Origin of the sequence: Streptomyces sp. P9-2B-2 (genome assembly GCF_030406865.1) — a bacterium.
Taxonomy (GTDB): Bacteria; Actinomycetota; Actinomycetes; order Streptomycetales; family Streptomycetaceae; genus Streptomyces; species Streptomyces platensis.
Map to the genome: position 1 here is coordinate 2,612,147 of NZ_CP129126.1, position 11,847 is coordinate 2,623,993.

Genomic DNA, 11,847 nt, shown 5'->3' on the forward strand with positions numbered 1-11,847 from the left:
CCCTCGGGGGCACCCCGATCTCCCGTGCGGAGGCCACCTTCCCGCGCCCGGGGCCTCCGCACGGGATCCCACCACCGGCCCGGCCGAGCCACGCCCTGACTACGGCCGGGCCGGGTTTGGTGTTTGCCGGTGGCTTGCGCCGGTGCGGGTTGCCGGTGGCTGGCCGCCGGTGCGCCTACGGCTTGTGGGTGGTGGGGTCGGAGGGGACACCCGGTAAGCCGTCCTCGGCGCGGGCGGCCCTGGTCTCAGAGGTTCTTCGCCCCGTTGTTCGCTCCGGGTCCTGCGGGCGGCTCACCGGGCATCCCCTCCGCCCTCCGTCCGTACGCGGCTGTCCCGCCGTACGGATCACCGTTACGGCAAGGCAGCGGCATCCCTTGGCAGGCATCTGGTCCCCGCAGGCCGGGCGCGGGCCGAGGTGGGATCTGTGACGGACGGTGCCACCGGCTGGCGGTCGGCAACGCCGGACGGTCGGAGGAAATGTACCGGGGCCCGCCCGCAGGACCGGAGCAAACACCGGGGCCATCGATCGCACGTAGCCGCGTCGCCCGCGCCGTGGGGGCACCTCCCGGCCGGAGGCTGGGGGAGGGTCCCGGTGCGTCCCCTCCGGCCCCCGCGGCAACCACGCAACCCGCAAAGGCGCCAGCCCAAACGCCGCCGCAGCAAAAACGCCGCAGCCACCCCCACAGGGGCGCGGGGAACTGCGCGCCCAGCCACAACGAAACCCGCAGCCAAAAGCACCGCACGGGCGGACTGTCAGTACCCCCCGGCATCATGGATGCCATGCGCGCAGCCCGGCTGATCAAGATGGTGTTGCTGCTCCAGGCACGACCGTCGATGACAGCGGCCGAGCTGGCACGAGAGCTGGAGGTCTCGGAGCGCACGGTCGCCCGCGACGTCCTCTCGCTGTCCGAGGCGGGCGTGCCCGTCTACGCGGACCGCGGCCGGGCGGGCGGCTACCGCCTCATCGGCGGCTACCGCACCCGCCTCACCGGCCTCGGCCGCAGCGAGGCGGAGGCGCTCTTCCTGTCCGGAGTGCCGTCGGCCCTGCGCGAGATGGGGCTCGCGGACGCCGCGTCCGCGGCCCGGCTGAAGGTCTCCGCCGCCCTGCTGCCCGAGCTGCGGGACGCCGCGACGGGCGTAGCCCAGCGCTTCCATCTCGACGCCCCCGCCTGGTATCAGGAGCCCGAGACCCCCGCCCTGCTGCCCGAGATCGCCGACGCGGTCTGGGACGACCGCAGGATCACCGCACGCTACCTCCGCAAGGACACCGAGGTGGAGCGGGAGTTGGAGCCGTACGGCCTCGTGCTGAAGGCGGGCGTCTGGTATCTGGCGGCGCGTACGCGGGGCGACTACCGCGTCTACCGGGTCGACCGGTTCACTTCCGTGGCAGTCACGGAACCCGACGACGCCCCCGGGACCGAGGCCACCGCCGAACGGTTCACCCGTGACACGACCTTCGACCTCCCGGCGTTCTGGGCGGAGCGGGCCGCCCAGTTCGCCCGGTCGATCCTCCGCGAGGAGGTCACGCTGCGGCTCTCCGCGAGCGGCGTCCGCCGGCTGCCGTACGTCACCGAACGCACGGCGGCCCGCGAGGCGATCGCCCGGGCGCAGTCCGGGGGCGGCCCCGACGAGCAGGACCGGCTGACGGTCACCCTCGCTGTGGAGTCCGCCGACGTCGCCTACGCCCAGCTGCTGGCACTGGGCCCGGAGGGCGAGATACTCGCGCCGCCCGAGCTACGGGCCCGCTTCGCCACGGCCGCCCACCGCACGGCGGCGCTGTACACCTGACCGCTCACGCCCCAAAGGGGGCGCGACCAGCCACGACGGCAGCCGCAGACGAACCCGCTCGAGCCCGGGCCCGAAGGGCCCCTAGCGGTAGTCCGCCGCACTCCCGTCCTTGCCCCCGAAGACCACGTCCTCGAAGTACCCGAACCCGTCGGGCCGGGACCCATCCATGTCGGTGAAGTCGTACTCCTTCGCCAGCTGGCCGCTGGAGAGCGACTGCCCGCTCCAGCGCGCCTTGTCGGGGTCGGCGGCCAGCGCCCGCAGCCCGCGGGCGATCAGGGCCGGGGACTCGGCGATGGCGAAGTGCGGTTCCTGGGCCACCGCGTCGCGCCAGGTCTCCTCCGTCACCCCGAAGTGGTCCAGCATCTCCTCGGACCGCAGAAAGCCGGGGGTGAGCGAGACGGCCGTGCCGCCGTGTTCCCTGAGTTCGGCGGCGAGGCCGAAGGCGATGCGGTGCGGGGCGTTCTTGGTGAGGTCGAAGCAGAGGTTTTCGCGGTACCGGCGGTTGAAGGTGGCGGTGCCGTCGGTGATTTCGACGACCAGGCCGCCGGGCCGCCGGATCAGCAGCGGCAGGGCGTAATGGCTGGTGATGATGTGGCTGTCGATGCCGAGCCGGAACATCCGCAGCCCGTTCTCCAGGTCGATGTCCCACAGCCTGGTGTCGAACTCGATCAGCCGGTCACCGCCCCAGAGGCTGTTGACCAGCACGTCCAGCCTTCCCTGCTCGCGATCGATGCGCTCGGTCAGCGCCTTGACCTGCGCGGGATCCAGATGGTCGGTCGGTACGGCGATCCCGGTGCCGCCCGCCGCGGTCACCAGCTCCGCGGTCTGCTCGATCGTCTCCGTCGGCCGGCCGACCTCGCTCGCCCGCTCCCGGGTGGTCCGGCCGGTCACATAGACCAGGGCGCCGGCCCGGCCCAGCTCCACCGCCATGGCCCGGCCCGCGCCCCGGGTCGCCCCGGCGACCAGCGCCACCCGTCCCGCCAGTTCCTTCTGTCCGGTCACGTACGCCACTCCTCGCTGTCAGGTGCCTTGTCGTGCTGCATGGCGACCCTGACAGCGATACCCGACACCTTCTGTCCGGATTCAGCGGGCACTGCCCGGCCATCCGTCCGCCGGGTTACGGATGCGGCGCCCGTACGCTCCCGCCGGCCCGCAGCCGCCCGGTGACCTCCGCCGGGGCGTCCGGCCCGGCGGGCGTGGCGAGGGTGTTCTCCTCGGCGGTGGCGCGGACGCCGCCCGTGGCGTCGAGTCCGCCGACCCCGGGGCTGCCGGCCGCGAGCAGGTACCCCTTCCCGGACTTCGCCTGCCAGTGGATGTCGCCGACCACCTCCGGCCCGAAGCGGCTGCAGGCGGCGGTGTTCCCGGCCCGTCCGGCGATCCGCCCGGGGTCGGCCGCGCGCGCGGCGGGCGGCAGGAACCGCAGGGTCACGCTGCCGGGCCCGCGCCAGGTGTCGGCGCGGGTGCACACCCAGGCCGCGCTGCCGCCGTCCTCCGGAAGCTGCTGCCGGGCGAACTCCCAGGTGTTGACGGCCCGTACGCCGGTGCCCCGCAGCGACCCGAGCGAGCAGGCGGTACGGGCCCAGTTCCGCAGCGCGGGCGCAGCGGTCGCCCCGGTCGGCATCCCGGCCGGGGCTCCGGCGGCCGGCGGGGGCCCGGAGGAGAGGTGGGCAGGGACGAGATCGTCGAGGTCGGCGACCAGGAAGGCGGTGTCGGGGCCGGCCGCCACGATCCGCGTCGAGGGCCGCAGCCGGGCCACCGGCCAGCGCCCGCAGCCGGCGCCCGTCGCGGGCGGGAGCGGGATGCGGTCGGTGACGCCGTCGGGGGCGACATGCAGCCCGTGCGGCGGGGCGGCCGGGGTCAGCAGATCCCGGGTGGTGATCTCGGAGATCCACGGCGCGAGCAGATAGCGCATCCAGCCGTTGCCGCGCCCGATCACCAGCGCGGCAGCGGTCGTCAGATCCGCGGCGTCGACCCGGGCGAAGTGCAGGGTGGGCGTGGCGTCTTCGGGCTCGGCGTAGCGGACCAGGCGCTCCCCGTCGTACAGGACCACCACCATGACGTTGTCGATCAGGCCCGCGTACAGCAGCCGCGGCGGATGGCCGGGCGGCCGGGTGGAGGTGCCCGCGGCGGCCCTGATCCGGGTGTCGGCGGGCGGCACCGCCCAGACCCGCAGCGCCCGTGCCAGCAGTTTGCGGTCGCCGGCCTGCCGGCCGCGGACGGGCCAGGCGGTGAAGTCGACCCGGGAGGTGTCCGCCCACTGCTCGTTGGGGGTGCGCAGCAGCCGGCCCGGGTCCAGCGCCTGCTGCGCGGCGGTCGGGGCCCGCCGGTCCGCCGTGTCGGGCCAGGCCCCGGCGACCGCCGCACCGATGGCGAGTACGGCCGCCACCGCGGCCACCACCCGCACCCGCTGCCGGCGGCGCAGCAGATCCGTCGGCCGGGTCTGCACCATGCACGGGTCGAACTCCCCGGAACTCAGCAGCGCACCGGCACCGGCCCCGGTCTCCAGGTCCAGCTGCGCGGCCGCGCGCTGCGCCGCGTCCGGTTCCTCGGCTCCGGCCCGCGCCAGCACCGCGCGCGCGGCGTCCTCGTCCAGCCCTTCCAGATGCCACAGCCCGAGGGCGGCCCGCACCGCTGCCGGGACGGCGGACAGCGCCTGGTCCAGGGCGAGTTCGTCGGCCCCGCCGGCCCGCGGGAACAGCCGCAGCCCCCAGACCAGGGGCAGCGCCGGCAGTACCCGGCCCGACTGTCCCTCGTACGCCAGCGCCAGCCGCAGGGCCCGTTGGCGGACCAGGTCGTAGCCGGACTCGGGGGCCGGGCCGCGCTGCGCCGGCAGCCCGCCGTCCGGACGGCGCAGCCGGGTCCGGGGCAGGGCACGCTGGACCAGACCGTGGGCGGTCAGGACCCGGCGGTGGCGGCCCATCGACGGGGGCAGTACGAGGTAGGTGAGGCGGACGAGCCGTGGATAGTGCTCGACGATGGCCGCCTCGGCCCGTTCGACATCGGCCCGGGTGCGTTCGTCCATGGGCATGGCCTGGAACAGCCCTTCGCGAAATGAGGGATATGCGGTCGTTGTCCGTTGCACGCCTTCCAACGAGTGATTCTTGGGACGGTCACAAGACGGATCACCGACCGGGGTGAGCGAGCCGCCGTCCGAACACCCCGTCACCCTTCCGGGCAGCCCGTCATCAATCCGGATAACGACCCCGTCGCATCCGGGGGACTCCGCATGCGACGGGCGCCGGCAGGGCAGATGCTGGAGCGGTGATGGACGAGACGGAGTTCTGGGAGCTGATCGACGCCTCCCGCGAGAGCACTGAGGGCGACCCCGAGGAGCAGGCCGACGCACTGGTCGAGCGGCTGCTCGGGCTCGACCCGGACGCCGTCGTGGACTTCGCCCGCCACTTCGAGGCCCGCTACAACCGGGCCTACTCCTGGGATCTGTGGGCCGCCGCCTCGGTGATGCTGGGCGGCGCCAGCGATGACGCCTTCGACTACTTCCGCTGCTGGCTGATCGGCCAGGGCCGGGAGGTCTTCGAGGGCGGGCTGCACGACCCGGACCAGCTCGCCGAGCTGGTGGACGACTTCGACGAGGCGGTGGACGGCGACGCCGAGGAGCTGGGCTACGCGGCCGACGAGGCGTACGAGCAGATGACCGGCGGGGTGATGCCGGACCTGGAGCTGCCCCCGCCGCCCCGCGAACCGCTCGGCACCTACCTCGACTTCGACGACGAGCGGACCATGGCGGAGCGTTTCCCCACCCTCTGGGACCGCTTCCGGCCGTAGCACCTACCGGGCCGGAGGGCACGATCCGGCCCCGGGTGCCGCCACCGGCCCGCCGCTGCGGGCAGTATGGCTCCATGCGGATCGCGATCACCGGCTCGACCGGACTCATCGGCACGGCGCTCGTACGGTCTCTGCGCAGCGGGGGCGGCCATGAGGTCGTCCGGCTCGTACGGCGGGCGCCCACGGCCGCCGACGAGGTGCGCTGGGATCCCGGGCGCCAGGAGGTCGACACGGCCGGGCTGGCCGGCTGCGAGGCGGTGGTCCATCTGGCCGGCGCCGGGGTCGGCGACCACCGCTGGACGGCCGCCTACAAGCAGGAGATCCGCGACAGCCGGGTGCTGGGCACCCGCGCCCTCGCCACGGCCCTCGCCGCCATGGACACCCCACCCCGGGTCCTCGTGTGCGGCAGCGCGATCGGCTACTACGGCGACACCGGCGACCGGCGCACGGACGAGAACGCGCCGGCCGGCCACGGTTTCCTGCCGGAGGTCTGTGTGGCCTGGGAGGACGCCGCGAAACCGGCCCAGGACGCGGGGATCCGCACCGTCTTCGCGCGCACCGGTCTGGTCGTGGCGCGCGCGGGCGGCGCCTGGGGCCGGCTCTTCCCGCTCTTCCGGCTCGGGCTGGGCGGGCGGCTCGGCGACGGCAGCCAGTACTGGAGCTTCATCTCCCTGGACGACCACATCGCGGCGCTCCGCCATCTCCTCGACACCGGGGACCTTGCCGGGCCGGTGAACCTCACGGCCCCGGAACCGGTCACCAACCGCGAGGTCACCGCCGTGATGGGCAAGGTGCTGAACCGGCCCACGCTGTTCCCCGTCCCCGCGCCGGTGCTGCGGATCGCCCTCGGTGAGTTCGCCGGTGATGTGCTGGGCAGCCAGCGGGTCGTCCCGCGGCGGCTGCTGGACTCCGGGTTCACCTTCCGCCACCCCCGCATCATGGAAGCGGTCCGGGCGGCCGCCCCGTAGGGCCCGTCTTTCGGCCCGGTGAGGCCTCCCGGCGGGCCTGGCCAGACGGCTCCGGCGCGCCCGCGGACGCCCCTCGCACCCGGGCGACAGCCTCCCTGGTGCCACCTCACGCCCACGAATCGGCATCTCTCGCAGCTGTACCGGGCATGACACTCGGTGCCGCCATTGGGACCGACCCCGGGAGGGGCAAGTGCTGCGCACCGCATCGGCCGTGGACGTCGTCATCGTGGGAGCCGGCCCGGCCGGTCTCGCCGCCGCCCGCCATCTGACCGGCGTAGGAGTGTCGGTCACCGTTCTGGAGGCCGCCGCACGCATCGGCGGCCGGTCCGTCACCGACCCTCTCGACGGCTTCCGGCTGGACCGCTGCGCCCGGCCGCTGGCCGTCTCCGCCGCCGAGCTGCGCCGTACGCCGGGGCTCGGCGAGCTGGCCCTGCGTCCGTTCGCCCCCGGTCTGAGCCTCCACAACGGCCAGCGGGCGCAGCGCATCAGCGCCCCCCGGAGCACGCGAGCCGCCCTTGCCGCGGCCCGCGCCCTCTCCCGCGCCGACCGCCGTACGGAACGCCGGACGGACCGTCAGGTGAGCCGCCAGGTCGGGCGTCAGGTGGGCCGTCAGGTGAGCCGCCTCACCGACCGGCGGACCGTCCAGGACACGGACCGCCGTACGGACCGGAGCGGCGACCACACCGCCGTCACCGCCGTCACTCCCCCCGCCTCCGCCACCCACGCCCCGGCCGCCGACCGGCCGATCCGCGATGTGCTGACGGGCCGCCCCGCCTTCCCGCCGCGCACCCATGACGCGCTGCTGCGGCCCCTGCTGGGCGCGCTGCTGTGTGATCCGCAGCTGGGCGGCTCCAGCCGGGGTGCCGCGGCGGCGCTGCGCGCCTACGCGGAGGGCCGGTTGTGGCTGCCGGCCGGCGGCGCCGCCGCCGTCCCCGAACTGCTCGCCGCCGCCCTGCCACCCGGCACGGTCCGTACGTCCGTGCAGGTCACCGCCGTGTCCACGACCGGCGTCAGCACCGCGGAGCACGGCCATATCCCGTGCCGGGCGGTGCTGGTGGCGACCGGCGCGCGGGAGGCGGCCGAGCTGCTGCCGGGGCTGCGGGTGCCCGCCTTCCACCCGGTGACCGTCCTGCACCACTCCGTGGCGGTGGCCCCCGGGAGCCGCGGCGCGGCGGCCCGCGACACGACGCTGATCCTGCCGACGGACGGCCCGGTCGCGTACACCTACGCCGCCGGCGCGATCGACCCGTCCCGTACGCCGCCGGGCCGGTCCCTGCTCACCACGGCCGTGCTCGGCGCCGCGGCCGCGCTGCCGCTGTCCGTCCTCGAACGGACGGTCCGGCCCCACCTCGACCGGATCTACGGCGCGCACACCGAGGACCGGCAGCTGCTGACCGCCCATCACACCCCGTACGCGGTCCCGGCGATGCCCGCCCCGTACGACCCGGAGCGCACGGTGCGGGTGCTCGCCGGGCTCTATGTCTGCGGCGACCACCGCGACACCAGCACGCTCCAGGGCGCCCTGAACTCGGGACGGCGCGCGGCCCGCGCCGTCCTCCAGGACTTCGGCCTGCCCGGCCTCACGACGGAACCGGACACCCTGCCCACGGCGGCCTGACCCCCGCGGGCCGGGCCCGGGTCACCCCAGCGCCGCCACCCGCTCCTGGTACCCCCGGACCGCCGCCGCGTCCCGGTACGGCTCCAGGCGGCGCTCGAACTCCCTGACGTACTCATGGGCCCGTACGGACCGCATCTCGGAAGCCTGGAGCGCCGCCTCGGCACCCAGCGTGCAGGCCTGCTCCAGCTCGCCCAGGCCCAGCCGCGCGGTCGCCAGCACCACCCGGCAGAAGAGCCGGCTGCGCGCGAACCCGGCCGCCCGCAGCTGGAGCGAGCGCTCGGCGTGCTGGGAGGCCGCGCGGTACTGCTGGAGATCGCGGTGGCAGTGCGCCAGTTCGTCGGCGAGCTGCGCCTCGTCGAAGAAGCGCGCCCAGTACGGGGTGTCGTCGCCGGGGCGGACGGTCTCCAGCGCCCGCTCGGCACGGGCCAGCGCCGCGGTGCAGGCCCGGACCTCGCCCAGCACCCCGTGGCCGCGGGCCTCCGCGGAGTGCAGCAGCGCCTGCACCGTGGGCGGTGCGCTGCTGCCGATGCCCTGCTGGGCGACGCGCGCCAGCTGGACGGCCTCCCTGCCGTGCCCCAGATAGACGGCCTGACGGCTCATCGTCACCAGGACATAGGACCCGTAGGCCCGGTCTCCGGCGGCCTGGGCCAGCCGCAGGGCCTGGACGAAGTACCGCTGCGCCAGCCCGTGGGCCGCGATGTCGTACGAGGTCCAGCCCGCCAGCCGGGTCAGATCGGCGGCGGCCGCGAACAGCCGGCGGCCGGTGGCCTCGCCGTAGGTGCCGCGCAGCATCGGCTCGGCCTCGTGCTCCAGATAGCGCACCAGGGCCTGCCGGGCGTGGCCGCCGCCGTAGGCGTGGTCCAGCGCCCGGAACAGTTCGCCGACCGAGCGCAGCGCCGCGATGTCGCCGGAGGTGACCCGGGAGCCCTGGGTGCGGTCGACCCGGTCGGTGCGGCGCTGGCGCGGCACCGTGGCGGGGCGGCCGCCCTGTGGGGGCACCCGGCCCGCGCCCTCGGGGGCGGGCTCGCCGCGGGCGACGCGCTCGTCGGCCCGGCCGATCAGCCAGTCCCGGCTGGGCACCACCAGCCCGGCGGGGGTGAAGGCGATCTTGCGGAGCTCGGCGTGGCTGCCGGAGTCCTTGCGCCACAGGCCGCTGACGATGTCCACCGCCTCGCTGGGGGTCGCGGCGAACTCCAGCCCGGCGTAGACCGGCGCACAGGCGTCCAGGCCGAGGTCCTGGGCGGACAGCCGGCGCCCCAGCCGGCGGGTGAACACCTCCGCGATCAGGGCGGGGGTGGTGCCTCTGGGCTGCTGGCCGCGCAGCCAGCGGGTCACCGACGTCTTGTCGTAACGGAGGTCGAGGCCGTGCTCGATGCCCAGCTGATCGACGCGTCTGGCCAGCCCGGCATTGGAGAATCCGGCCTCGGCGATGAGCGCGGCCAGCTGGCGGTTGGGCGTGTGGTGCGGGGGTCGTTCCGTCATCAGCTTTACCGGTCTCCTGCCTTCCGGGCCGCACTGCCGGGTTCGGCGGACCCTGTCCGGCATGCTCAGCGCCCTTGTGGAACGGCGTGAATGTAACGGCCTTCGGCGGCCCGATCCTGGCCTGTGACCCGCGTTCATCCGATCGTGTGAGCAGGGACGTACCGTCCGGGACGCCCGGCCGCCTGCGGGGACCGGAGCCGGCGGCCGTACAGTGGCATGGGCGCGAAGTGGCATCAACGTTGCAGCAAAGTGCAACGAAGGTTCGAAGAGGAGCTGCCGTGACTGCGATCTCTCGGGGGGAGACCCCCGTACCCGAGGGGCTGCGCTTTGTGCATCTGGGCTTCGGCGCCGAGGCCGTGGACTATGAATCCGCCTGGCAGGAGCAGCGCCGGGTGCACGCCGCCCGGTTCGCCGACGAGCTGCCCGACACCTGTCTGCTGCTGGAACACCAGGCCGTCTACACGGCGGGGCGGCGGACGTCCGACGACGAGCGGCCGCTGGACGGGACCCCGGTCGTCGACGTGGACCGCGGCGGAAAGATCACCTGGCACGGGCCCGGCCAGCTGGTGGGCTACCCCATCCAGAAACTTCCGCGTCCGGTTGACGTCGTGGCCCATGTCCGCCGCCTCGAAGACGCGCTGATCCGGGTCTGCGCCGAGTTCGGCGTCGAGGGCACCCGGGTCGAGGGCCGCAGCGGGGTGTGGGTGCTGGGCGACCCGGTCGAGGAGCGGGCGGCCCTTGGCGGGCTCAACCTCGACTTCGACCCGCGGGTCACGGACGAGCTGTTCGACCCGCGGCTGAACGGCCCGGAGTACGCGCCGTCCAACGCCGGCCAGCGCCGCGAGGACCGCAAGCTCGCCGCGATCGGCATCCGCGTCGCCAAGGGCGTCACGATGCACGGCTTCGCGCTGAACGTGAACCCGGACAACACCTCGTTCGACAAGATCGTCCCGTGCGGAATCCGGGACGCCGGTGTCGCCTCGCTGGCCAACGAGCTGGGCCGCGAGATCACCATCGCCGAGGTGCTGCCCGTGGCCGAGAAGCATCTGCGGGACGTCCTCGAGGGCGCCGAACTGCTCCCCCGCGCGGTCTGAAGGCCAGGGCGCCGGTCATGCGCCCCGGAGACCGCAGGGAATGCAACCCCGCCATACGAGGTTGCACCGCACGTAAAGACGTGCGAATCAACGGGCGTACCCTGGTGTACGCCGAAGAAACGAAGTCGTAGGGAGCCGGTCGTGTCCGCAGTCGCACCCGACGGACGCAAGATGTTGCGCCTGGAGGTCCGGAACAGCCAGACCCCCATCGAGCGCAAGCCCGAGTGGATCAAGACCCGGGCGAAGATGGGTCCCGAGTACAACCACCTCCAGGGCCTGGTCAAGAGCGAGGGTCTGCACACGGTCTGCCAGGAGGCGGGCTGTCCCAACATCTTCGAATGCTGGGAGGACCGCGAGGCGACCTTCCTCATCGGTGGTGACCAGTGCACCCGCCGCTGTGACTTCTGCCAGATCGACACCGGCAAGCCGCAGGAGCTGGACCGCGACGAGCCCCGCCGGGTCGCCGAGTCCGTGCAGACCATGGGCCTGAAGTACGCCACGATCACCGGCGTCGCGCGCGACGACCTGGAGGACGGCGGCGCCTGGCTCTACGCCGAGACGGTCCGGCAGATCCACGCCGCGATGCCCGGCACCGGCGTCGAGCTGCTGATCCCCGACTTCAACGCGGTCCCCGAGCAGCTCGCCGAGGTCTTCTCCTCCCGCCCGGAGGTGCTGGCCCACAACGTCGAGACGGTCCCGCGGATCTTCAAGCGGATCCGCCCCGGCTTCCGCTACGAGCGCTCGCTGGAGGTCATCTCCAAGTCCCGCGAGGCCGGTCTGGTCACCAAGTCCAACCTCATCCTGGGCATGGGCGAGACCCGCGAGGAGATCAGCCAGGCGCTGCAGGACCTCCACGACGCGGGCTGCGAGCTGATCACGATCACCCAGTACCTGCGCCCGACCGTGCGGCACCACCCCATCGACCGCTGGGTCAAGCCCGCCGAGTTCGTGGAGCTCCAGGAAGAGGCCGAGGAGATCGGCTATGCGGGTGTCATGTCCGGCCCGCTGGTCCGCTCCTCCTACCGCGCCGGCCGCCTGTACCAGCAGGCCATGGACCGGCGCGCGGCAGAGACGCCCAGTCAGGCGGTTTGACACTCCCGGCGCGCCTTCTTGT

At 74.1% G+C, this 11,847-nt stretch carries 9 protein-coding genes; 6 read left to right on the plus strand and 3 right to left on the minus strand.

Going from position 1 to position 11,847, the window contains the following annotated elements; genetic code table 11:
• Positions 1 to 780 precede the first annotated feature (780 nt).
• Positions 781 to 1,788: a WYL domain-containing protein gene (locus QT196_RS11345; RefSeq protein ID WP_290354835.1), complete on the plus strand. Its 1,008-nt coding sequence runs from the start codon at positions 781 to 783 to the stop codon at positions 1,786 to 1,788.
• Positions 1,789 to 1,869: 81 nt separating this feature from the next.
• Here QT196_RS11345 and QT196_RS11350 read toward each other — a convergent pair whose 3' ends face one another.
• Both QT196_RS11350 and QT196_RS11355 read right to left on the minus strand, forming a co-directional pair.
• A complete protein-coding gene (locus QT196_RS11350) occupies positions 1,870 to 2,790 on the minus strand; it encodes an SDR family oxidoreductase (protein ID WP_168478750.1) in 921 nt (306 codons plus the stop codon).
• A gap of 115 nt (positions 2,791 to 2,905) precedes the next feature.
• Positions 2,906 to 4,810, minus strand: coding sequence for a hypothetical protein (locus QT196_RS11355; RefSeq protein WP_290354836.1), 1,905 nt, complete (start codon positions 4,808 to 4,810; stop codon positions 2,906 to 2,908).
• A 242-nt stretch (positions 4,811 to 5,052) separates the two neighbouring features.
• On the opposite strand from QT196_RS11355, the gene QT196_RS11360 reads away from it, so the two are divergent.
• From QT196_RS11360 to QT196_RS11370, 3 genes are all read left to right on the plus strand, one after another.
• Positions 5,053 to 5,571, plus strand: a complete 519-nt coding sequence (locus QT196_RS11360; protein ID WP_168478751.1) for a DUF4240 domain-containing protein — start codon at positions 5,053 to 5,055, stop codon at positions 5,569 to 5,571.
• 74 nt (positions 5,572 to 5,645) lie between these two features.
• The gene (locus QT196_RS11365; RefSeq protein ID WP_168478752.1) at positions 5,646 to 6,539 is read left to right on the plus strand and encodes a TIGR01777 family oxidoreductase; all 894 of its coding nucleotides are present in this window, start codon (positions 5,646 to 5,648) and stop codon (positions 6,537 to 6,539) included.
• 190 nt (positions 6,540 to 6,729) lie between these two features.
• Positions 6,730 to 8,157 (plus strand): FAD-dependent oxidoreductase, encoded by a 1,428-nt coding sequence (locus QT196_RS11370; protein WP_290354837.1) that lies wholly within the window; start codon positions 6,730 to 6,732, stop codon positions 8,155 to 8,157.
• Positions 8,158 to 8,178: 21 nt separating this feature from the next.
• Here QT196_RS11370 and QT196_RS11375 read toward each other — a convergent pair whose 3' ends face one another.
• Positions 8,179 to 9,639 (minus strand): regulator, encoded by a 1,461-nt coding sequence (locus QT196_RS11375; RefSeq protein WP_168478755.1) that lies wholly within the window; start codon positions 9,637 to 9,639, stop codon positions 8,179 to 8,181.
• A 278-nt stretch (positions 9,640 to 9,917) separates the two neighbouring features.
• Between QT196_RS11375 and lipB the strand changes: the two genes are divergently transcribed.
• Positions 9,918 to 10,733, plus strand: a complete 816-nt coding sequence (gene lipB, locus QT196_RS11380) for a lipoyl(octanoyl) transferase LipB (protein ID WP_168478756.1) — start codon at positions 9,918 to 9,920, stop codon at positions 10,731 to 10,733.
• A 141-nt stretch (positions 10,734 to 10,874) separates the two neighbouring features.
• The gene (gene lipA, locus QT196_RS11385) at positions 10,875 to 11,825 is read left to right on the plus strand and encodes a lipoyl synthase (protein ID WP_168478757.1); all 951 of its coding nucleotides are present in this window, start codon (positions 10,875 to 10,877) and stop codon (positions 11,823 to 11,825) included.
• Positions 11,826 to 11,847 lie beyond the last annotated feature (22 nt).

Coding starts and splice junctions, on each gene's coding strand:
- QT196_RS11360 (WP_168478751.1), top strand. CDS start 5,053: ATGGACGAGACGGAGTTCTGGGAGCTGATCGACGCCTCCCGCGAGAGC.
- QT196_RS11345 (WP_290354835.1), top strand. CDS start 781: ATGCGCGCAGCCCGGCTGATCAAGATGGTGTTGCTGCTCCAGGCACGA.
- QT196_RS11365 (WP_168478752.1), top strand. CDS start 5,646: ATGCGGATCGCGATCACCGGCTCGACCGGACTCATCGGCACGGCGCTC.
- QT196_RS11375 (WP_168478755.1), bottom strand. CDS start 9,639: ATGACGGAACGACCCCCGCACCACACGCCCAACCGCCAGCTGGCCGCG.
- QT196_RS11355 (WP_290354836.1), bottom strand. CDS start 4,810: ATGGACGAACGCACCCGGGCCGATGTCGAACGGGCCGAGGCGGCCATC.